20 protein-coding genes are annotated in these 20122 nt (G+C 70.7%); 11 read left to right on the top strand and 9 right to left on the bottom strand.

The features are described from left to right. Nucleotides 1–26: 26 nt before the first annotated feature. Both U874_RS0113680 and U874_RS0113675 read right to left on the bottom strand, forming a co-directional pair. Nucleotides 27–1523 carry an APC family permease gene (locus U874_RS0113680; RefSeq protein WP_025135097.1) on the bottom strand — a complete coding sequence of 499 codons (1497 nt, stop codon included), beginning with the start codon at nucleotides 1521–1523 and terminating at the stop codon, nucleotides 27–29. A 242-nt stretch (nucleotides 1524–1765) separates the two neighbouring features. Then, nucleotides 1766–2122, bottom strand: a complete 357-nt coding sequence (locus tag U874_RS0113675) for a cupin domain-containing protein (protein WP_025135096.1) — start codon at nucleotides 2120–2122, stop codon at nucleotides 1766–1768. A 214-nt stretch (nucleotides 2123–2336) separates the two neighbouring features. Here U874_RS0113675 and U874_RS0113670 point away from each other — a divergent pair, with 214 nt between their 5' ends. The 3 genes from U874_RS0113670 to U874_RS0113660 all read left to right on the top strand — a co-directional run bounded on the left by U874_RS0113670 (nucleotide 2337) and on the right by U874_RS0113660 (nucleotide 4146). After that, nucleotides 2337–3371, top strand: coding sequence for a proline racemase family protein (locus U874_RS0113670; RefSeq protein WP_025135095.1), 1035 nt, complete (start codon nucleotides 2337–2339; stop codon nucleotides 3369–3371). 75 nt (nucleotides 3372–3446) lie between these two features. Next, complete coding sequence (locus U874_RS0113665) at nucleotides 3447–3629, top strand: DUF4177 domain-containing protein (RefSeq protein WP_029988507.1); 183 nt, start codon at nucleotides 3447–3449, stop codon at nucleotides 3627–3629. Nucleotide 3630: 1 nt separating this feature from the next. Next, complete coding sequence (locus U874_RS0113660) at nucleotides 3631–4146, top strand: DUF2165 family protein (protein ID WP_025135093.1); 516 nt, start codon at nucleotides 3631–3633, stop codon at nucleotides 4144–4146. Nucleotides 4147–4362: 216 nt separating this feature from the next. Here U874_RS0113660 and U874_RS0113655 read toward each other — a convergent pair whose 3' ends face one another. Together U874_RS0113655 and U874_RS0113650 are read right to left on the bottom strand one after the other, a co-directional pair. Continuing rightward, nucleotides 4363–5463: a mandelate racemase/muconate lactonizing enzyme family protein gene (locus tag U874_RS0113655; protein ID WP_025135092.1), complete on the bottom strand. Its 1101-nt coding sequence runs from the start codon at nucleotides 5461–5463 to the stop codon at nucleotides 4363–4365. Further along, entirely contained in the window at nucleotides 5460–6815 is a 1356-nt protein-coding gene (locus U874_RS0113650) for an MFS transporter (RefSeq protein WP_157834263.1), read from the bottom strand. Before U874_RS0113650 ends, U874_RS0113655 begins: the two co-directional genes overlap by 4 nt. Nucleotides 6816–7159: 344 nt before the next feature. Between U874_RS0113650 and U874_RS0113645 the strand changes: the two genes are divergently transcribed. From U874_RS0113645 to U874_RS0113615, 7 genes are all read left to right on the top strand, one after another. Further along, nucleotides 7160–8065, top strand: a complete 906-nt coding sequence (locus U874_RS0113645; protein ID WP_025135090.1) for a dihydrodipicolinate synthase family protein — start codon at nucleotides 7160–7162, stop codon at nucleotides 8063–8065. A 138-nt stretch (nucleotides 8066–8203) separates the two neighbouring features. Continuing rightward, on the top strand, nucleotides 8204–9211 hold the full coding sequence (locus tag U874_RS0113640; protein WP_025135089.1) for a proline racemase family protein: 1008 nt from the start codon (nucleotides 8204–8206) through the stop codon (nucleotides 9209–9211). Next, a complete protein-coding gene (locus U874_RS0113635; protein ID WP_025135088.1) occupies nucleotides 9208–10170 on the top strand; it encodes an ornithine cyclodeaminase family protein in 963 nt (320 codons plus the stop codon). Before U874_RS0113640 ends, U874_RS0113635 begins: the two co-directional genes overlap by 4 nt. Before the next feature lie 9 nt (nucleotides 10171–10179). Further along, on the top strand, nucleotides 10180–10923 hold the full coding sequence (locus tag U874_RS0113630; protein ID WP_025135087.1) for a GntR family transcriptional regulator: 744 nt from the start codon (nucleotides 10180–10182) through the stop codon (nucleotides 10921–10923). Beyond that, on the top strand, nucleotides 10920–12074 hold the full coding sequence (locus U874_RS0113625; RefSeq protein WP_025135086.1) for an FAD-binding oxidoreductase: 1155 nt from the start codon (nucleotides 10920–10922) through the stop codon (nucleotides 12072–12074). The genes U874_RS0113630 and U874_RS0113625 overlap by 4 nt, the downstream gene beginning before the upstream one ends. After that, nucleotides 12071–12427: a 2Fe-2S iron-sulfur cluster-binding protein gene (locus U874_RS0113620; protein WP_025135085.1), complete on the top strand. Its 357-nt coding sequence runs from the start codon at nucleotides 12071–12073 to the stop codon at nucleotides 12425–12427. Before U874_RS0113625 ends, U874_RS0113620 begins: the two co-directional genes overlap by 4 nt. Next, nucleotides 12424–13932, top strand: a complete 1509-nt coding sequence (locus U874_RS0113615; protein ID WP_025135084.1) for a (2Fe-2S)-binding protein — start codon at nucleotides 12424–12426, stop codon at nucleotides 13930–13932. Before U874_RS0113620 ends, U874_RS0113615 begins: the two co-directional genes overlap by 4 nt. Before the next feature lie 98 nt (nucleotides 13933–14030). On the opposite strand, the gene U874_RS0113610 is transcribed toward U874_RS0113615, so the two are convergent. The 5 genes from U874_RS0113610 to U874_RS0113590 all read right to left on the bottom strand — a co-directional run bounded on the left by U874_RS0113610 (nucleotide 14031) and on the right by U874_RS0113590 (nucleotide 18844). Further along, nucleotides 14031–14741 (bottom strand): ABC transporter ATP-binding protein, encoded by a 711-nt coding sequence (locus U874_RS0113610; protein WP_025135083.1) that lies wholly within the window; start codon nucleotides 14739–14741, stop codon nucleotides 14031–14033. Next, nucleotides 14738–15568 carry an ABC transporter ATP-binding protein gene (locus U874_RS0113605; RefSeq protein ID WP_025135082.1) on the bottom strand — a complete coding sequence of 277 codons (831 nt, stop codon included), beginning with the start codon at nucleotides 15566–15568 and terminating at the stop codon, nucleotides 14738–14740. Before U874_RS0113605 ends, U874_RS0113610 begins: the two co-directional genes overlap by 4 nt. Next, a complete protein-coding gene (locus U874_RS0113600; protein ID WP_025135081.1) occupies nucleotides 15565–16692 on the bottom strand; it encodes a branched-chain amino acid ABC transporter permease in 1128 nt (375 codons plus the stop codon). Before U874_RS0113600 ends, U874_RS0113605 begins: the two co-directional genes overlap by 4 nt. A gap of 2 nt (nucleotides 16693–16694) precedes the next feature. Further along, on the bottom strand, nucleotides 16695–17588 hold the full coding sequence (locus U874_RS0113595; protein ID WP_025135080.1) for a branched-chain amino acid ABC transporter permease: 894 nt from the start codon (nucleotides 17586–17588) through the stop codon (nucleotides 16695–16697). An 86-nt stretch (nucleotides 17589–17674) separates the two neighbouring features. Further along, nucleotides 17675–18844, bottom strand: coding sequence for a branched-chain amino acid ABC transporter substrate-binding protein (locus U874_RS0113590; protein WP_025135079.1), 1170 nt, complete (start codon nucleotides 18842–18844; stop codon nucleotides 17675–17677). A 221-nt stretch (nucleotides 18845–19065) separates the two neighbouring features. On the opposite strand from U874_RS0113590, the gene U874_RS0113585 reads away from it, so the two are divergent. Then, complete coding sequence (locus U874_RS0113585; protein ID WP_025135078.1) at nucleotides 19066–20091, top strand: agmatine/peptidylarginine deiminase; 1026 nt, start codon at nucleotides 19066–19068, stop codon at nucleotides 20089–20091. Nucleotides 20092–20122: the final 31 nt, after the last annotated feature.

Below are 20122 nucleotides of genomic sequence, written 5' to 3'. Positions count from 1 at the left end.
GGGGGCGCACCCGCGCCGAGGGGGGCTCAGGCGATCGTCTTGATCGGCCCGCTCGCATCCGCCGCGGGCGCATCGCCGCGCTGGTAGGCCTTCGAGACGAGCATGTAGATCCAGCCGATCGCGATCACGCCGACGGTGGTCATGATGAGGAGGTAGTCCTCGGTCCAGCCGCCGCCGGTGGGGCGGGGCCACAGGATGTTCACCACGGCAGCGATCCCCCAGACGAGCGCGATGAGGTTCACGGGGTACGCCCACTTGCCGAGCGTGAACTTCCCTGCCGGCTTCCAGCCCATGATCCGTGCGCGCAGCGCGGCGAGGACCACCATCTGGAAGCCCATGTAGATCCCGACGGTGCCGAAGCCGACCATCGCGGTGAGCGCGTTCTCGAGCAGCAGCGAGAATAGGACCACCGCCGCGGGGAAGAGCGCGGCCATGAGCAGCGCGTTGTGGGGCACGTGGCGTCGCTCGTTGAACTTCGCGAGGAAGTGCGATGCCGGCAGGAAGCCGTCGCGACCCATCGAGTAGATGAGCCGGCTCGCCGCCGCCTGCAGACTGGTGATGCAGGAGAGGAACGCGATGACGATGACGAACATCACGACGGGGAAGATCGGGCCGAACGCCTGGTGCAGCAAGCTGCCGATCGGATCGGCGTCCTCGCCGCTCGCGACGGCCTGGAAGCTGGGCACCGCGAGCACCAGCGAGAAGACGAGCAGGTTCGCCGCGAAGCCGCCGATGTACAGCGTCATGCGCATGGCTCGCGGCACTCGGCGACTCGGATCCTTGATCTCCTCGGCCACGTCGCCGTTCGCTTCGAAGCCGTAGTACGCGAACATGCCGATGAGCGCCGCCGCGGCGAAGGCACCGAGGTAGCCACCGGGCGCATCGGCGCCGATGCCCTGATTGTCGAAGAAGATGGAGAAGTCGTGCTGGCGGTGGAAGAGCAGCAGGTAGAGGCTGATCACCACGGCGCCGATCATCTCCGCGATGAGGCCGATCGTCGCGGCAAGGCTCAGTACGCGGGTGCCGGAGAAATTGAGGATCGTCGCGATCACGAGCGTGGCGAGCGCCACGAGCACCGTGCCGCCCGCGCTCAGCTCCACGCCGATCACCGAGGCGACGAACGGCGCGGCGCCATAGGCGACCGCCGCAATCGTGCCGACGAGCGCGACCACGTAGATCCAGCCGTTCATCCAGGCCCACTTCCGGCCCCAGAGCCGGCGCGACCAGGGGTACACCCCGCCGGCGACGGGGTAGTTCGACACGACTTCGCCGAAGATCAGCGCGACGAAGAACTGGCCCACCAGGGCGATGACGAGCGCCCAGGCCATGGGCGGGCCGGCCTGGCCGAGCGAGATCGCGAACATCGAGTAGATGCCGGCGATCGGAGACAGGTACGTGAATCCGAGCGAGACGTTGCCCCAGAAGCTCATCTCGCGCTTGAACGTGGTGTCGTACGAGTAGCCGAGCGAGGCGAGGTGGGCGGCGTCCTCATCGTGCTCGAGAACAGAATTTTCGTGTGTCATGGTCGCGTGGTACTCCCTTGTACGTCGACGGTGAGGTGGCCCCCGCGGGCGAGAGCTGGAATTAACCTACATGTGAATGTTTTATAGGGCAAGCATTCCGTCGACGCAGCGATTCCGACACGATGGGCCCGGCAGCACCCACGCGCCACCGCACGCGCGTATCCCCGAGGGTGCCACCGAGCACGTCGCCGCACACCGCCCCGCGCGCTCCGCGGGCGTGTGCGGCGGACGCCTGCGGCGACTCAGAGCATCACGTAGAACTTCTCGAGCGGCTCGAGGATCTCCCAGGCGCCGCGCCAGCCGCGCGGGAACGAGGCCACGTCGCCAACGCCGAGCTCGAGTGGCTCGCCACCTTGCTCGGTGACCACGAGACGGCCCGCGAGGACATGGATCACCTCACCCATCTCAGCGAAGTTCCACTCGGAGCGGCCGGCCTCGCAGCGCCAGAACCCGGTGTGGATCCCGCGCTCCGAGTCCGAGGTGAACTCCTCCAGCCAGGTCTGCGGAGCGCCGGAGACCGGCACCCCGAGTGGCGGTCCGAGCGGTCCCGCCACGGGAATCCGCTCGAACACTTCTGAGACACGAACGTGCTGCGTCATTGCAACCTCCATCACTGCGAGCCCACCCTGGGCTCGTGGAGATTTATCATACATAAAATGAATGTTTTAGCGCCCGACCGGTGTGCTCGAGTGCGAAACCCGGGCCCCGGGGAAGCGCAGCGCTGACCCCCCACTCACGCCCGCAAACTCGGTGTACCATGTCACACAGTATGTAGATCCGGCGACCGTCCCCGACCCAGAGGAGCGCTCTGCAATGATGCCGACCACGATCACCACCACCGACTACCACACCGCAGGCGAGCCCTTCCGGATCGTGCATGAGAACGGACCCGTCCCACCGGGAGCGACCGTCGGCGAGCGACGGATCGCGGCGATCGCCGACGCCGACGGCGCCGACTCCGCACGGCGGCTGCTCTGCCAGGAGCCGCGCGGGCACGCGGACATGTACGGCGGCTTCATCACGCCGCCCGACGACGCCGGTGCGCACTTCGGCGTGCTCTTCTGGCACAAGGACGGCTTCTCCACCGCGTGCGGGCACGGGACGATCGCGCTCGGGGTGTGGGCGACCGACACGGGGCTCGTCCCGTCGAATCCCGACGGCATCACCGAGGTCCGCATCGACGTCCCCTCCGGCCGGGTGGCGGCGCTCGTCGAGCGCTCGGGCGGAGCGCTCGTGCGCGCCACGTTCCGCAATGTCGCCTCCCACGAGATCGCACGCGGCGTGGAGGTCTCCACGTCACGCGGGACCGTGCGGGCCGACCTGAGCTTCAGCGGCGCGATCTACGCGTCCGTCAAGGCGGCCGATCTCGGGCTCACCGTCTCCCCCGAGCACTACACCGAGCTCATCGCGCTCGGGCGGGAGATCAAGTGGGCCCTCACCGAGACACCCGAGGCGCAGCACGCGGCCGACGCCAGACTCTCCGGGGTGTACGGCACGATCCTCTGGGAGGATCTGGGCCGCGGCGAGGCGGGCCCTCGGCAGCGCAACGTGACCGTCTTCGCGGACGGCGAGGTGGATCGCTCGCCCTGCGGCTCCGGCACGGGTGCGCGCGTCGCGCTCCTCGCCGCCGACGGCACGCTCGGGGAGGACGAGACGCTCGAACACCGCTCCATCATCGACACCGCGTTCGCGGCCCGGTGGGCCCCGGCGCCCGCGAGCGAGCACGCCGACGGCGCCGGCCGCGCGGCCGTCATTCCCGAGGTGTCGGGCACCGCCTACCGCACGGGCGAGCACCGCTTCGTCCTCGATCCCGCCGACGCGCTCGGCGACGGCTTCGTGCTGCGATAAGGTCTCGAATCCGAAAACCCCTGGACAGGCCCGCCATTCAGTGAGATGGTGAAGCTCTCACAGAGGGGTGATGGCATGCACACGTACACCTTCGTCCGCGTTCGGGCGCTGCGCAGCCGCGAAGGGCTGACGCTCGAGCGAGACCACCGCGAGATCATCCGCGAGCACGCCGAACGCGGGTGGGCGTTTGTCCAGGCGATCCCCTTCACCTCGGATCCCGAGCCGCACCTGGAGCTCGTCTTTTCACGGGAGAGTTAGCATGAAGCATCCACTCCGCCTGCTGCAGGCGTTCACCCTGTTCTCGGCCGGCCTGTTCGGGCTCTTCGTGTTCATGGGCAACCTCATGGACTACGACTCGAACTACCAGTTCGTGAAGCACGTCCTCTCGATGGACGACACTTTCGAGGGCAACGCGCTCATGTGGCGGGCGATCGACGCCCCCTGGGCGTGGACCGTCGGGTACATCGGCATCATCATCGCCGAGGGCGCGTTCGCCGCGCTCGCACTCATCGGCGCGGTCAAGCTCTTCCTCCTCCGCGACGCCGACGTGGCCCGGTACAACGCCGCCCGCAGCTGGGGCTACGCGGCGTACGCGCTCGGCTTCGCGATCTGGTTCCTCGGCTTCATCGTCGTCGGATCCGAGTGGTTCGCCATGTGGCAGTCGAGCACGTGGAATGGCAAGGACACGGCGATGGGCATCGTCACGCTCTGGGCGGGCTTCGCGGTCCTGCTGGCGATGAACGAGCCGGAGCGCGCGCCCGCGCACAGCGCCTAGCGGCCCCGCCCGGCCCGGCTGCCTGCCCCGTCAGCCTGCCCCGGCAGCCCGCCGCACCCCGCCCGGCCCCGGCTGCCCGCCTCACCCCGGGACCCGGCGAATCGGGTCGAGTTTGATCCGGTATCGGGAGCGGATACCGGATCAAACTCGACCCGATTTGGGGAGCGGGAGCGGGAGCAGGAGCAGGAGCGGGAGCCGCCGAGCGGGTGGGCGCCGCTACCGGTACTCGGCGAGCGGCACGAGCGCGTACGGGTCGACCGTGATCCCGAGCCCCGGCCCGGTGGGTGCGGCGCCACGCCCCGCCACGGAGCGCGGTTCGCCGCCCGCGACGTGCTCCTCGACCCAGTCGTTCATGAACGAGACGTTGAGCAGCTTCCCGGGATCGGTCGTCGCGGCAAGATGACTGACCGCGGCCGTGGTGATGTCGCCGCCCCAGGTGTCCTCCATCGACACCTTCAGCCCGAGGCGCTGCGCCGCATCGCGCAGGAACAGCGCGCGGCTGAACCCGCCCACGCGTGAGAGCTTCAGGTTGACCGCGGAGACCCCGGCCTCCCGCTTCGCGCGCACGAGGTCGTCGAGCGTCACGACGCACTCGTCGAGGATGAGCTGCTGCTGCGCATGCCGCGCGACGAGAATGTTGTCATCCAAGCCCCGGCAGGGTTCCTCCAGGTACACGGGAAGCCCGCCGATGAGCCGCGTTGCGGCGATCGCGTCGTGCACATCCCACCCGCCGTTCGCGTCGGCGATCACCCGCACGCCGGGCGGCACCGCCTCCGCGACAGCGCGCGTGCGCGCCGCGTCGAGCTCGGGCTCGTTCCCCACCTTGAGCTGGAAGCTCGTGATGCCGTCGGCCATCCGTGACACAACGAACGCGACCATCCGCTCGGGATCGTCGAGCGGCACCGCCTCGTACAGCGGGAAGTCGCGGTGCTGCACCCCGCCCGCGAGGCCGGAGACGGGGAGCCCCGACGCCTGCCCGAGGAGGTCCCACAGCGCGATGTCGAGCGGGCTCTTCGCGGCGTGCTGCCCGCGCAGTTCCCGATCCATCAGGGCGAGCGCGCTGCGGATCTCCCGCGCGTCGTGCCCGATCAGCGCGGGCGCGAGCTCGGCGAGTGCGGCGCGAACCCCCGCCGCGAACGCCGGGAGGTAGGTGCCACCCAGCGTGCACACCTCGCCCCAGCCGGTGCGTCCGGACGCGGTGTCGATCGCGACGACCGTCGAGTCCTGCGTCGCGGCCGCCCGCCCGCCCGACATGACGTAGGTGCCGTGGCGGTACGTGAGCTCGGCGCCGAAGACGCGGATGGCGGCGATTCTCATGACTGCCTCCTGGAGTGCGGGGACGCGGGGCCGCGCTCCCGCAGTTCGGTGCCGACGGTCTCCGGGGTGCGCGCGGCCGCGACGAGCGAGATCGCGGCGAGCACGGCGAGGTACCCCATGACGAGCACGAGGTTCCCCGTGATCGCCAGGAGGCCCACCGCGATGAACGGGGCGAGGCCCCCCGCGAGCACGGTCGCGATGTTCGCGCTGATCGCCGTCCCCGCGTAGCGGAACCGCGTGGGGAAGAGCTCCGCGAACCAGGCCGGCTCGACCGACAGCATGGGCGACATCCCCAGCCCGTAGGCGGCGCCGAAGGCGAGCCACACCCACGCGGCGTTCGCAGTGTCGAGCAGCAGGAAGAACGGCCAGAAGAACAGGAGGAGGAACACGGCGCCGATCATGTAGACCTGCCGTCGCCCGATCCGGTCGGAGAGCGCGCCGAAGACGGGGATCATGACGATCGCGACGAGCGAGGCGACCGAGACGCCGAGGGTTGTCGTGCTCGTCGGCACGCCGACCCCCTCCGCGTACGTCACCGCAAAGGCGAGGATCACGTAGGCGCCGGCGTTCTCGAACATGCGGATCCCGATGACCCCGAGGATGTGCCGCCACTCCGAGCGGAGCGATTGCCGCAGGGTGAGGCGCTCCCCCGGAAGCTCGATCGCGTCGGTGAACGCCCGCGGCTCCTCGAGCCTGCGCCGGATCAGCCAGCAGATCAGCACGCCGACCGCGCTGAGCAGGAACGGGATGCGCCAGCCCCACGCGGTGAACGCCTCGTCGCCCATCGCGAGCGACAGGGCGGCGAACAGGCCGGAGGCGATGAGGGTGCCGATGTACTCCCCCGAGTTGATGAGCGAGGAGAAGAACCCCCGGCGGTGCGTCGGCGCCGTCTCGACCACGAGCACGGCCGAGCCCGACCATTCCCCGCCGATGCCGAGGCCCTGCACGAGGCGGAGCACCACGAGCGCGAGCGGGGCGAGGATCCCGAGCTGCTCGACCCCGGGGAGGAGGCCGATGAGCACGGTTCCGACTCCCATCAGCATGATCGTGATCATGAGGGTGCGCGTGCGCCCGATCCGGTCGCCGAGCAGCCCGAACACGAAGCCGCCCACGGGGCGCGCGATGAAGCCGACCGCGAAGGTGGCGAACGAGGCGAGGACGCCCATGAGGGGGCCCGCGTCCGGGAAGAACACCCGGGGGAAGACGATCGCCGCGGCGAGGCCGTAGAGCGCGAAGTCATACCATTCCAGGGCCTGGCCGCTGATGCTCGCCGCGAGCGCCCGCCGGGAGCTCGGATCGGGAGCGGCGGCCAGAGGCCGGAGCGTGTGCTCGTCGAGTGGAGTGCGTGTCACCGTCGACACCTTTCTGCTGGGGTGATTCCCCGCCATCCACTGGTATGTAACATATGACCGACCACAGGCGGGCGTCAAGGCTTCGCCCCACGGGCGGGCATTGCCCCCGGCGCGCCCACACGCCGACACTCGGCACCCCGGCACCCCGGCATTCCGGCGCGCCCACACGCCGACACTCGGCACCCCGGCACCCCGGCATTCCGGCACCCCCGACACCCCGGCGCCCCGGCACCCGCGCACCCCTCGCACCCCTTGCGCCCCGTGACACCACCCTGCTAGGCTGTGCAATGTCACACGTCATACACGCGGACCGGATCGCCGGCCACTGGAAAGGACTCCCCCCGATGACCGAAAAGAAGCCATGGCACGGCGTCATTGTCGCCTCCGCGCTCCCCTTCACCGAGGACCTCGCGGTCGACTACGACCGCTTCGCGGATCACGTCCGCTTCCTCGCGGAGAACGGCTGCGACGGCATCGCCCCGAACGGCTCGCTCGGCGAGTACCAGAACCTCACGCCTGAGGAGCGCGCGAAGGTCGTCGAGGTCGCGGTCGACGCGGCTCCCGAGGGCTTCTCCGTGATGGCCGGCTGCGGTGCCTACGGCGCCCTCGAGTCGCTGCGCTGGGCCGAGCAGGCCGCCGAGGCCGGCGCCGACTGCGTGATGCTCCTCCCGCCGAACACGTACCGCGCGAACCGCGAGCAGGTGAAGCACCACTACGCAACGGTGGCGCAGGCCGGCCTGCCCATCGTCGGTTACAACAACCCGATCGACACGAAGGTCGACCTCGTGCCCGACCTCATCGCCGAGATCCACGAGGCGGGCCACATGGTCGGCGTCAAGGAGTTCACGGGCGATCCCCGCCGGATCTACCAGATCCAGGAGCTCGCGCCGGATCTCGACATCCTCATCGGCACCGACGACAGCGTGCTCGAGGTCGGCATCGCCGGCGCCGTCGGCTGGGTCGCCGGCTACCCGAACGCGATCCCGCAGGCCACCGTCGAGCTCTACCGCCTCTCCACCTCGGGCGACGTGCGCGACCTGGAGCGCGCGAAGACGATCTACCGCGACCTGCACAAGCTGCTCCGCTGGGACACGAAGACCGAGTTCGTCGAGTCGATCAAGCTCTCCATGGACGTCCTCGGCCTGTACGGCGGCCCGTGCCGCCCGCCGCGCCTCGCGCTCCCGCAGGACGTCGCGGACCAGATCATCGCGGACACCCGCGAGGCCGCAGCGAAGGGCTACGGCAAGTAATCTGAGCCGCAGGAGGTGCGGCCGGCCGGCCCAGCAGGGTCCGGCCGGCCGCACAGCCGCACCCGCCGCGGCTGCGACGCCGCAGCCGCAGCGCCGCAGCACCCGCCCCTCCCACCACACCGCACGTGAAGGATCCGAATGCGCACCTCCCGCGTCATCCACGCCGTCGACTCGCACACCGAGGGCATGCCCACCCGCGTCATCACCGGCGGCGTCGGGGTCTTCCCCGGGGCCACAATGGCGGAGCGCCGCAGCTGGTTCATGGAGCACAACGATGAGCTCCGACAGCTCCTCATGTTCGAGCCGCGCGGCCACGCGGCCATGAGCGGCGCGATCCTCCAGCCGGCCACGCGGCCCGACGCCGACTGGGGCGTCCTCTACATCGAGGTCTCCGGCTGCCTTCCCATGTGCGGGCACGGCACGATCGGGGTCGCCACGGTGCTCGTCGAGACGGGGATGGTCGAGGTGGAGGAGCCGGTCACCACGATCCGGCTCGACACCCCCGCGGGTCTCGTCATCGCCGAGGTCGCGGTGAGCGACGGCCGCGCCGAGCGCGTCACGATCACGAACGTCCCCTCCTACGTCGACCGCTTGGACGCCGTCGTCGAGGTCCCCGGGCTCGGCACCGTGCGGTACGACCTCGCGTTCGGCGGCAACTTCTACGCGATCGTGAAGCTCGCCGAACTCGGCATCGAGTTCCGCGAGGACCGCGCGAACAAGGACGAGCTCCTCGCGGCCGGCCTCGCGATCATGGACGCCGTGAACGCGGCGGACGCCCCCGTGCACCCCGAGCGCCCCGACATCCGGGACTGCCACCACGTCTATCTGGAGGCCCCGGGATCCTCCGCCGAGCGCTCCCGGCACGCGATGGCGATCTTCCCCGGCTGGTTCGACCGCTCCCCGTGCGGCACAGGCACGAGCGCGCGCATGGCGCAGCTCCACGCGCGCGGCGAGCTGCCGCTCGAACAGGACTTCCTCAACGAGTCGTACATCGGCTCGCAGTTCACCGGCCGCCTCGTCGAGGAGACCTCGGTCTCCGGCCGCCCCGCGGTGATCCCGACGATCACCGGCCGCGCCTGGCTCACGGGCACGGCGCAGTACTTCCTCGATCCGAGCGATCCGTTCCCGAAGGGATTCCTGCTGTGACGCACCTCCCCTACTTCGACGCCGACGCGGTGCGCGCCGCGCTCCCCTTCGAGCGCGCGATGGCCGCGATCGCCGACGGCCTCCGCTCAGGGATCGACCCCGAGGACGACGGCCCGCGCCTCTTCAGCCCCGCTCCGAACGGCGAGTTCCTCCTCATGCCCGCGCAGGGCCGCGAGTTCACGGGATTGAAGGCGCTGACCGTGGCGCCCGAGAACCCGGCGCGCGGCCTCGAGAAGATCCAGGGCCTCTACATCCTCTACTCCTCGGACACGCTCGCGCCGGTCGCGGTCCTGGAAGGCGCGAGCCTCACCGCGATCCGAACGCCCGCGGTGACGCTCATGGCCGTGCGGGAGCTCGCGGAGCTCGCGCCCACCCCGTTCCCCGCCGAGCCGCGCGTGCTCGTCTTCGGGGCGGGGGTGCAGGCGGCCGGCCACGTCCGGGCGACGCGCGCCGCGTTCCCCGGGGCCCGCTTCGACGTGATCGGCCGGCGCCCCGAGCGGGTGGTCGCGCTGCAGGAGGAGTTCGCCGAGCTCGGGATCCGGGACCGCGGCGCCGATGCCGAGGCCGCGGTCCAGGAGGCCGACATCATCCTGTGCGTCACGAGCGCGAGCACGCCGCTGTTCGACGGCGCGCTCGTGCGGGACACCGCGATCGTGGCGGCGGTCGGCACCCACGGCCGCGAGCTGCGCGAGGTGGACGACGTGCTGATCGGCCGCTCGGACATCGTGGTCGAGGGCCGCGGATCGGCGGCCCGGGAGAACGGGAACCTCGCGACGGCGCTCGACGCCGACGATTGGGCCGCGGAAACGGCGCCCCGGAACCTCCAGGAACTCGTCCGCGGTGCAGTGACACGCACCCCCGGTCGGCCCGCCTTCTACAGCGGAGTCGGCATGTCGTGGGAGGATCTGATCTGCGCGGCCACTGTCTTCTCCGACGCCCGGCAACGCACGAGTCGCTGAGGAGTTCACATGTCACCGCTTCACACCAGCCCCGATCAGGCCTCGCCGTGGACGCCGCTCGAGCGGCCGTTGAACCTCCGCGAGACCGTGCTCGAGCAGCTGCGCACCGCGATCATCACGGGTCGGCTCGCCGAGGGAGAGGTCGTGTCCGCGCCCTCGCTCGGCCAGGCGCTCGGGGTCTCCGCGACCCCCGTGCGCGAGGCGATGATGGACCTCGCGCGCGAGGGACTCGTCGAGACGATCAAGAACAAGGGCTTCCGGATCACGCGGATGAGCCCCGAGGACCTCCGCGACCTCACGCAGATCCGCCTGCTCCTCGAGCCGCCGGCGATGCACTTCGTCGTCGGCAACATCCCCGCGGAGATCCGCGTGGAGCTCGACCGCCTCGCCGCGGAGTGCCTGAGCGCTGCCGAGCGCGAGGATCTGGAGGGCTACCTCCGGAGCGACCGGGAGTTCCACGCACTCCTCCTCACGCGCACCGGCAACCCCCAGCTCGTCGACCTCGCCACCTCGCTGCGCACGCGCACCCGCCTGTACGGCATCGCGACCCTCGCCCGCGAGGGTCGGCTCGCCGATTCGGCCCACGAGCACCAGGAGCTCCTCGAGATCCTCTCCCGCGACGACGCGGCGGGGGCCGAGCGGCTCATGTGCCAGCACATCGGGCACGCGCGCTCGATCTGGGCGACCGGCGGCACCGAGGAGGATGCGGCGGCGCCCGCGGATCCACCCCGATCCGAAGCCGAGCCCGAATGAACCGACACGCTGACGTCCTGATCATCGGCGCCGGGATCATCGGCGCCGCCACCGCGTACTTCGCCGCCCGCTCGGGGCTCGCGGTCACGGTGCTCGAGCGAGATCTGCCCGCCGGGGGCACCACCTCGCGCTGCGAGGGCAACATCCTCGTCTCCGACAAGGAGCTCGGCCCCGAGCTCGAGCTGACGCAGTACTCGCTCGGGATCTGGAAGGGCGAGCTCGCCGAGCACGCCGGCCTGTGGGAGTTCGAGTCGAAGGGCGGCATCATCGTCGCCTCGCAGGAGTCGAGCCTCGCCTCGCTCGAGCGCTTCTCCACCGCCCAGCGCAGTTTCGGGATCGCATCGGAGCGACTCGACGCCGGGCGGCTCCGCGAGCTCGAGCCGCACGTCACCGATCGCGCGCTCGGCGCCGCGTTCTACCCCGAGGACAGCCAGGTGCAGCCGATCCTCGCCGCAGCGCACCTCCTCCGCCTCGCCCGCGATGCCGGCGCCGAGCTCGTCACACGGGCCCCCGTAACCGCGCTCCTCCGCTCGGGCGAGCGGGTGACCGGAGCGCGCACCCCGCGCGGCGATTTCTCCGCGGCGCATGTCGTCAACGCGACCGGCACCTGGGCCGGCGAGATCGGCGCCCTCGCGGGCGTCTCGGTCCCCGTGCTGCCGCGCCGGGGCTTCGTGCTCGTCTCGGAGCCGCTGCCGCCGATGGTGCGGCACAAGGTGTACGCGGCCGAGTACGTCGACAACGTGGGCAGCTCCGACGAGGGGCTCCAGGCCTCTCCCGTGGTCGAGGGCACGCCCGCCGGCTCGATCCTCATCGGCTCGAGCCGGGAGCGGGTCGGCTTCGACTCGACGGTGAGCCCCGCAGCGCTGCGCACGATCGCCCGCAACGCGATCGAGCTCTTCCCGTTCCTGGAGCGGACCCGGATTCTGCGGCACTATCACGGCTTCCGCCCGTACTGCCCGGACCACCTGCCCGTGATCGGGCACGATCCGCGCGCCCCCGGACTCTGGCACGCGGCCGGGCACGAGGGGGCGGGGATCGGCCTCTCCGCCGGCACCGGGAAGCTCCTCGCTCAGGCCCTCGCCGGCGAGACCCCCGACATCGATCTCACCCCGTTCCGTCCCGAGCGCTTCGCCGAGGAGGCCGCCGCATGACCGAGAGCCCATCCGCGCGCCCGCGGGCGCTGCGCGCCACCTTCGACGGCGAGCCGATCGAGGCTCCCGCTGGCGCGAGCGTGGCCGCGGCGCTCCTCGCTTCCGGCCGGACGTCCTGGCGCACGACGCGCGGCGGCGCGCAGCGGGGGCTGTTCTGCGGGATCGGCGTCTGCTTCGACTGCATCGTCGATATCGACGGCGAATCGGGCCAGCGGGCCTGCATGATCCCGCTCGCCGAGGGCATGAAGATCGCCCCCGCGGGCAGCTGCGCGGCCGGCGCGCACGCCGCGGCCGAGGCGGCTGCAGGGGCTGCGGCTGAGGCTGACGGCACCCCGCGGGAGGGCCGCGCATGAGCGCGGCGTTCCGCCCCACGGGCGCCGCCCCGAGCTTCGACGTGGTGATCGTGGGCGCCGGCCCGGCGGGGCTCGCCGCTGCGGCGAGCGCGCTCACGGGCGGTGCGCGCGTGTGCGTCATCGATTCGAGCGCGCAGCCGGGCGGCCAATACTGGCGGCACGCCTCGGAAGCGGCCGGCCTCGTCGACGATGGCCGCCTACACCACGACTGGCGCACGTACCAGGAGCTGCGTGCCGACTTCGATGCGGGGATCGCCGCGGGACGGCTCACGGCCCGCTTCGCGACGAGCGTGTGGTCGGTGCGGCGGGAGGCGGCGGGCTTCAGCCTCGCGCTCACGCCCGCGAACGGCGCGTCATCGGTCGACGGCCCCGGAAGCGACGGCCCCGAAGGCGCTGCGCCCGCGCTCATCCGCGCCGCGCGACTCGTGCTCGCGACGGGCGGCTACGATCGGCAGCTCCCCGTTCCCGGGTGGGAGCTGCCCGGCGTGATGGCCGCGGGCGGGATCCAGGCCTTCCTGAAGCAGAATCGCATGCTCCCGGGGAACCGCTTCGTGATCGCCGGCACCGGCCCCTTTCTCCTCCCCGTTGCGGCCGGTATCGCGCAGTGGGGCGGCGAGGTCGCCGCCGTGTGCGAGTCGAGCGACCTCACGGGGTGGCTCCCCCGCGCGCACCGCGCGGCGGGCGTCCCCGCGAAGGGCCTCGAGGGCGCCGAGTACGTCGCCGCGTTTCTGCGGCACCGCATCCCGTATCGGGTGCGCACCGTCGTCACCGAGATCCTCGGGAGCGACCGCGTCGAAGCCGTCCGCACGGCGCGCGTCGATCGCTCCGGGCGCGAGCTCGCGGGCACGTCGCGCGTCATCGACGACGTGGACGCCGTGGGGCTCGGCTGGGGGTTCACCCCGCAGCTCGAACTCCCCGCGCAGCTCGGTGTCGCCACCCGGCTCGACGCCGACGGCTCGCTCGTGGCCGTGGTCGATGCAGCGCAGCGATCCTCCGTGCCCGGCCTGCTCCTCGCCGGCGAGCTCACGGGGGTGGGCGGGGCGGCACTCGCCGTCCTGGAGGGGCGCATCGCCGGGCGGGTCGCCGCAGCCGAGGCCCGCGGCGAGAGCGTGCTCGCGGCGAGCGGCGGGGAGCTGCGCTCGGTGCGGCGCCAGCGCGCGTTCGCCGAGGCCATGCACCTGGCGCACCCCGTTCCCGCCGGCTGGGCGGACCGGGTGACCGACGAGACGCTCGTCTGCCGCTGCGAGGAGGTTCCCGCGGGCGAGCTGCGGCACGCTCAGAGCGCGCTCGCGAGCGACGACTCGCGCAGCCAGAAGGGCGTCACCCGCGCGGGCATGGGCTGGTGCCAGGGCCGCGTGTGCGGCTTCGCGGTGTCCTGCCTCGCGGCGGGCGATGGGCACGGCGCGGGCGCGGCCTCCGCCGCCTCTCTCGCGCAGAACGCGAAGCGTCCGGTCGCGCAGCCCCTGCCGCTCGGCGAGATCGCCGCCCTCCCCGACGCGGAGTAGCGCGCCGCGCCGCGCCGGCGGGCGCGCACGACACGACACAACACAACACGACAGGGCCCCGGATCCGAGGATCCGGGGCCCTGTCGTCTCGCGGCGCGTCAGGCGCCGAGGTACGCCTCGATGACGCGCGGGTCGTTCGCGAGTTCTGCGGCCGGGCCCGACATCGTCACGCGACCCGACTCGAGCACGTAGGCCCGGTCCGCGATCTTCAGCGCGGCGCGCGCGTTCTGCTCCACGAGCAGGATCGTGGTGCCCTGCTGGTTCACCGCCGCGATGATCTCCATCACCTGCTTCACGATCAGCGGGGCGAGCCCCATGGACGGCTCGTCGAGCAGGAGGAGCTTCGGGCCGCCCACGAGCGCCCGGCCGAGCGCGAGCATCTGCTGCTCGCCACCGGACAGGGTGCCGCCCTGCTGGCCGCGCCGCTCCGCGAGGCGCGGCATCAGCTCGTACGCGTAGTCCGCGCGCTCCTGGACGAGTGCCTGATCCTTCACGAGGTAGCCGCCGAGCAGCAGGTTCTCGTGCACCGTCATCGTGGAAAAGATCTTGCGCCCCTCCGGGATGTGCAGGAGCCCGGCGCCCACGATGTCCCACGGCTGTAGCTTGGCGAGGTTATGCTCCCCCCACGTCACCCGGCCGCTCTTCGCGCGGACGAGCCCGGAGAGCATCGACAGGGTCGAGGTCTTCCCCGCGCCGTTGTTGCCGAGGAGGGCGACGATCTCGCCCTCACCGACCTCGAACGAGAGCGCGCGCAGGGCGTGCACGCGGTTGTAGTAGAGCTCAACGTCTTCGAGCACGAGCTTGCTCATTCGTCCTCCTCCGTTCCGAGGTATGCGGCGATCACGAGGGGGTCGTTCTTCACCTGTGCGGGGGTGCCGTCGGCGATCTCCTTGCCGTAGTTCAGCACGACGATCCGCTCGGAGATCTCCATCACGAGCCCCATGTCGTGCTCGATGAGCACGATGCCGACCCCGAGCGCCTGGATCTTGCGGATCAGCGCCATGAGCTCCTGCTTCTCGTTGTGGTTGAGACCGGCTGCGGGCTCGTCGAGCAGGATCAGTTTCGGCTCCGTCGCGAGGGCGCGCGCGATCTCGACTCGGCGCTGCTCGCCGTAGGGCAGCTGCGTGACGAGCAGTTCGTCGTCGGCGCGGAAGCCCACGAAGTCGAGCCAGCCCCGCGCGTCCTCGGTGCACCGCGCCTCGCTGCGGCGGTACCGCGGCGTGTGCAGCATCGCGTCAAACACGTTCTGCCGCAGCCGCGCGTGCATGCCGGTCTTCACGTTGTCGAGCACCGTCATCTCGGTGAAGAGCCGCACGTTCTGGAACGTGCGCGCCATACCGAGCTGCGTGATCCGGGACGGCTTCTTCCGAGTGATCGCCTCGCCGTCGAAGACGACGGATCCCGCGTTCGGCCGGTAGAAGCCCGAGATGCAGTTGAACGCGCTCGTCTTGCCCGCGCCGTTCGGCCCGATGACCGAGACGATCTCACCCTCGTGCACCGAGAAGCTGAGCCCGTCGACCGCCTTGATGCCGCCGAAGGAGACCGCGAGGTCGCGCACGTCGAGGATCGCGGGGCCGCCCGCGGCTCCCGTGCGCGGTTCCGTCGGAGTCACGGTGCTTGCCTGTGTCTCGCTCATCGTCGTCCCTCCTCTGCATCGTCGTCGAGCTCGCCCACCACGCCCACGGCCTCGGTCGGCGGCACTTGCGGAATCTGCCGCTTCTTCAGGAACGGCAGCACGGCGTTCGCGGGCCAGATCCCCTTGGGGCGGAAGATCATCGCGATGACGAGCAGCACGCCGAAGAGCAGGTAGCGCCACTCGCTGAACTCACGCAGGAACTCGGGCGCGAGCGACACGAAGAGGGCGCCGAGGATCACGCCGGGGGTGGATCCCATGCCGCCGAGTACGACCGCCATGAGGACGAGCGCCGAGTAGAGGAACTCGAAGCTGTTGGGCGAGATCGCGGAGAGGTGCGCCGCGAGCAGCGTACCCGCGAAGCCGCCCCAGACGGCGCCGATGATGTAGGCCATGAGCTTCGTCTTGTAGCCGTTGATGCCCATCGCCTCGCTCACGTCCTCATCGTCGCGCACCGACTTCCAGGCCCGGCCGAGCTTCCCCTTGCCGAGCCGCGAGACCGCGACGACGGCGAGGCCGATGCCGACGAAGAGCACGAAGTAGTAGAAGAGGATCTTCGAGCCGAAGTGGATCCCGCCGATATCGAGTCCGTCCGCGAACGACCACCCGAAGAACGACCAGGTGGGGATGCCGTGGATGCCCGACGGTCCGCCCGTGATCTGCAGGTTGTTCGCCGTGATGCGGATGATCTCGCCGAAACCGAGCGTCACGATCGCGAGGTAGTCGCTTCGCAGACGCAGCGTCGGCCCGCCGATCACGAGGCCCGCGAGGATGCAGGCGATCACGACGACCGGGATCGTCTCGAGCATGCTCCAGCCGAGTGTGGTCGTGAGGATCCCGCTCGTATATGCCCCGACCGCCATGAACGCGATGAAGCCGAGGTCGAGGAGCCCCGCGTAGCCGACCACCACGTTGAGGCCCATCGCGAGCACGACGTAGATCATCGCCGAGGTGAGGATCGAGATGAGGTAGGGGCTCGCGGAGATGAACGGGAGCACCGCCGCCGCGACGAACAGCACGAGCGAGAGCAGCTGCATGAAGCGCGCGGGGGCGAGCAGGCCCGAGACGGCCGGCGGCCGCTCGAGGAAGGGCTTCGGCGCCTCCAGGCGCCAGGTCGTCTTCGCCATGATTACACCCTCTCCACGACGCGCTCGCCGAGCAGGCCGGTGGGTTTGAACACGAGGAACAGGATCAGGAAGCCGAACGCGAACACGTCGCGCCACTCCCCGCCAAAGAAGTGGGTGCCGAAGGACTCGAGCATGCCGAGCACGATGCCGCCCACCATCGCTCCGTACAGGTTGCCGATGCCGCCGATCACGGCCGCGGTGAAGGCCTTGAGGCCGATCACGAAGCCCATGAGGAAGTCGATCGAGCCGTAGTACGCGGCGGCCATCACGCCCGCCGCGCCCGCGAGCGCCGAGCCGATGAAGAAGGTGCGCGAGATGACCTTGTTGACGTTCACGCCCATGAGGAGCGCCGCGTTCTGGTCGAGCGCGATCGCGCGCATCGCGCGGCCCTCACGCGAGTGCATCACGTAGCGCTGCAGGAGAAACATGAGCACGGCCGCGACCACCATCAGCACCACCTGCGGCATCGTGATGCGGGCGCCGAGGATCTCGACCGGTGCGCCCGCGAGGCGCACCGGGAAGACCAGGGGGCTCGCGCCGAAGATCTGGCGCACGGCGTACTCGAGGGTGAAGGAGACGCCGACGGCGGTGATGAGGGCCGCGAGGCGTGGGCTCTTCCGGAGCGGGCGGTAGGCGACGCGCTCGATGAGCACGCCCATGCCGCCCGTGAGCAGCATCGCGATGAGCAGCACGAGCAGCAGGACCGGGATCGATCCGACCCCGAAGAGCCCCGTGATGCCGCCGAGCACCACGAAGGCGAAGAACGAGCCGAGCATGTAGAGGTCGCCGTGCGCGAAGTTCAGCAGCTTGATGATGCCGTAGACCATGCTGTAGCCCAGGGCGACCAGCGCGTAGAACGAGCCGACGAAGAGCCCGTTCCAGATGAGTTGGAACATGTCGTGCCTCTCAGATCCGAGAGGGCGCGTGCGGGGCGGGGCTCCGGCGTCGTGCGAGACGGCGGAGCCCCGATCCGGGCGCCCTGCTACTTCAGGTCGTCCTTGAGCACGAAGGCGCCGTCGGTGCCGGTCGGCTCGACGATCACGAACCCGCCGCCCTGGCGCGAGCCGTCGTCCGCGAAGGTGAGGTTGCCGGTGAGGAGCGGGAAGTCCGTGAGCCCCTGGAGCGCCTCGACGACCTTCGCGGAGTCGGTGCCCCCGGCGTCCGTCATCGCCTGCGCCATCACCTTGACGGCCTCGTAGGTCTGGATCGAGTAGGGCCCGGGGTCCTTGCCGCCGGAGACCTCCTTGTAGTCGGCGATCCACTGTTCGCCGTTCTCGAGCATGTCGGGCGTCCGCGTGAAGGTGCCGTACACGTTCGCGATCGCGTCCGCCCCGGCGATGGCCGAGAGCTGGGCATCGACCGAGCCGTCGCCCACGAGGATCGGACCGTCGTAGCCTGCACCGCGGAGCTGGTTGATGAGCAGGCCGCCCGCCTGGTAGTAGCCGGTCCAGACGACGTAGTCCGGGTTCGCGGAGAGGATGCTGTTGACGTTCGCCGAGAAGTCCTTCTCCTTCGGGTTCACGTGCTCGCGCTTCACCGTGAAGCCCTCTCCCTGCTTCTCGATCGAGTCGGCCAGGTCCTTCGGGTAGGCCTGGTTGTCGTCGACGATCACGACGTTCTTCGCGCCGGCCTGCGTGATCCACGCGACGGCCGCCTCGGCTTGCTGCGTGCCGGTGCCGTTCACGAGGAAGGCGCCCTGCCCCACGAGCTCGTTCGAGTTCGCGGCGGGGATCACCATCGCGATGCCGGCGTCCGCGAAGATCGGGAGCGTCGGGAGGGTGGCGCCCGAGCAGTACCCGCCCACGCTGCCCGAGACCCCGGCCGTGACGAGCTTCTGCGCTGCGGCGACGGCGGTGGTCGCATCGCAGGCGTCGTCCTCGGTGACGAGTTCGAGCTGACGCCCGTCGACGCCGTCCTCGGCGTTGAGCTCGTCGATCGCGAGTTGCGCGCCGTTCTTCATGTAGTCGCCGAACGCGGCCTCCGATCCGGAGAACGGGGCGAGCATCCCGAGCTTGATCGGACCGTCGGCGCTACCGGCGTCGCCGCCGCCCGCCAGACCGCCCGAACAGCCGGTGAGGGCGAGGGCTGTGGTGAGCGCGAGCGCTCCGAGCGCCGCGACGCGGCGGGCTCGAGGTGCGTGGGGTGCAGACATGGGGTCTTCCTTTCCTGATGCTTCGTTGAATCACACGGAAGAGTGATGCGTGCGGCGCACTGACTGCGCCATGTGCAATATTACACATCGCTGCGAGATGCACCACCCCCGAAATTTCCGCGGAATTCCGCCAGTCATCACCGGGCGCACGCGGGGCTTCCCATATTGGTCACCCACCCAGTAGACTGCGAGCACCCGTCCCCCAACCCAAGGAGCTGCGCATGACCACCTGGCGGATGCCCATCGAAGGACACGAGCAGGAGCGCCTCTGGCTCGCCTGGCCGACGAGCGGCTACACGCTCGGCGAGACCGAGGCCGAGGTCGAGGAGGCCCGGAGCACCTGGGCCGCCGTGGCGAACGCCGCGAGCGAGCACGAGGCGGTCACCGTCGTCGTGAACCCGGGCGACGAGGCCGTCGCCGCGCGCTACCTCTCGGGGCAGATCGACCGCCTCATCGCCCCGCTCGACGATGCGTGGATGCGCGACATCGGCCCGAGCTTCGTCATCGGCGACGACGGCCGCCTCGGCGCCGTGAACTACGTCTTCAACGGCTGGGGCGCCCAGGACTGGGCCAGCTGGGAGCACGACCAGCACATCGGCCGCATCGTCGCCGAGGCCGCGGGCGCCGAGCGGATCGACTCCGAGATGGTGAACGAGGGCGGCGGCATCCAGGTCGACGGCACCGGCCGCGTCATCATCACCCGCACCGTGCAGCTCGACCCGGGCCGCAACCCGGGCTGGACCGAGGCGCAGGTCGAGGCCGAACTGCTGCGCACGATCGGCGCCGACAGCGCGCTCTGGCTGCCCCGCGGCCTCACCCGCGACCACGACACGTTCGGCACGCGCGGGCACTCCGACATCCTCGCCGCGTTCACCACGCCCGACACGCTCCTCATGCACCGCCAGGACGCCGCGTCGCACCCGGACCACCCGATTGCTCGCGCGAACCGGGCCGCCGCCGAGGAGTACCGCAGCGCCACCTCGGGCAGCTTCGAGATCCTCGATCTCCCCGCACCCGAGGCGCTCCGCGATGCCGAGGGCTACGTGGATTACAGCTACATCAACCACGTCGTCATCAATGGCGCGGTGCTCGCCTGCGCGTTCGACGACCCGGCGGACGACCGCGCGCTCGCGACGCTGCGCGAGGTGTACCCCGGCCGCGAGGTGATCGGCATCGACGCGCGCCCGCTGTTCGCCCGCGGTGGCGGCATTCACTGCATCACGCAGCAGCAGCCGAAGGTGTCCTGACCCGAAGCGCTCCGCACCGAAGAACGCCGCT

This window comes from Leucobacter sp. PH1c (assembly GCF_000633415.1).
GTDB lineage: Bacteria > Actinomycetota > Actinomycetes > Actinomycetales > Microbacteriaceae > Leucobacter.
Note: the sequence above shows the minus strand (reverse complement) of the source record. Positions and strands in the feature narration are given on the sequence as shown.

Bases quoted from the DNA above. Each gene is read 5' to 3' on its own strand.
- U874_RS0113680 (WP_025135097.1), bottom strand. From the start codon at position 1,523: ATGACACACGAAAATTCTGTTCTCGAGCACGATGAGGACGCCGCCCAC.
- U874_RS0113675 (WP_025135096.1), bottom strand. From the start codon at position 2,122: ATGACGCAGCACGTTCGTGTCTCAGAAGTGTTCGAGCGGATTCCCGTG.
- U874_RS0113670 (WP_025135095.1), top strand. From the start codon at position 2,337: ATGATGCCGACCACGATCACCACCACCGACTACCACACCGCAGGCGAG.
- U874_RS0113665 (WP_029988507.1), top strand. From the start codon at position 3,447: ATGCACACGTACACCTTCGTCCGCGTTCGGGCGCTGCGCAGCCGCGAA.
- U874_RS0113660 (WP_025135093.1), top strand. From the start codon at position 3,631: ATGAAGCATCCACTCCGCCTGCTGCAGGCGTTCACCCTGTTCTCGGCC.
- U874_RS0113655 (WP_025135092.1), bottom strand. From the start codon at position 5,463: ATGAGAATCGCCGCCATCCGCGTCTTCGGCGCCGAGCTCACGTACCGC.
- U874_RS0113645 (WP_025135090.1), top strand. From the start codon at position 7,160: ATGACCGAAAAGAAGCCATGGCACGGCGTCATTGTCGCCTCCGCGCTC.
- U874_RS0113640 (WP_025135089.1), top strand. From the start codon at position 8,204: ATGCGCACCTCCCGCGTCATCCACGCCGTCGACTCGCACACCGAGGGC.
- U874_RS0113630 (WP_025135087.1), top strand. From the start codon at position 10,180: ATGTCACCGCTTCACACCAGCCCCGATCAGGCCTCGCCGTGGACGCCG.
- U874_RS0113625 (WP_025135086.1), top strand. From the start codon at position 10,920: ATGAACCGACACGCTGACGTCCTGATCATCGGCGCCGGGATCATCGGC.
- U874_RS0113620 (WP_025135085.1), top strand. From the start codon at position 12,071: ATGACCGAGAGCCCATCCGCGCGCCCGCGGGCGCTGCGCGCCACCTTC.
- U874_RS0113615 (WP_025135084.1), top strand. From the start codon at position 12,424: ATGAGCGCGGCGTTCCGCCCCACGGGCGCCGCCCCGAGCTTCGACGTG.
- U874_RS0113610 (WP_025135083.1), bottom strand. From the start codon at position 14,741: ATGAGCAAGCTCGTGCTCGAAGACGTTGAGCTCTACTACAACCGCGTG.
- U874_RS0113605 (WP_025135082.1), bottom strand. From the start codon at position 15,568: ATGAGCGAGACACAGGCAAGCACCGTGACTCCGACGGAACCGCGCACG.
- U874_RS0113600 (WP_025135081.1), bottom strand. From the start codon at position 16,692: ATGGCGAAGACGACCTGGCGCCTGGAGGCGCCGAAGCCCTTCCTCGAG.
- U874_RS0113595 (WP_025135080.1), bottom strand. From the start codon at position 17,588: ATGTTCCAACTCATCTGGAACGGGCTCTTCGTCGGCTCGTTCTACGCG.
- U874_RS0113590 (WP_025135079.1), bottom strand. From the start codon at position 18,844: ATGTCTGCACCCCACGCACCTCGAGCCCGCCGCGTCGCGGCGCTCGGA.
- U874_RS0113585 (WP_025135078.1), top strand. From the start codon at position 19,066: ATGACCACCTGGCGGATGCCCATCGAAGGACACGAGCAGGAGCGCCTC.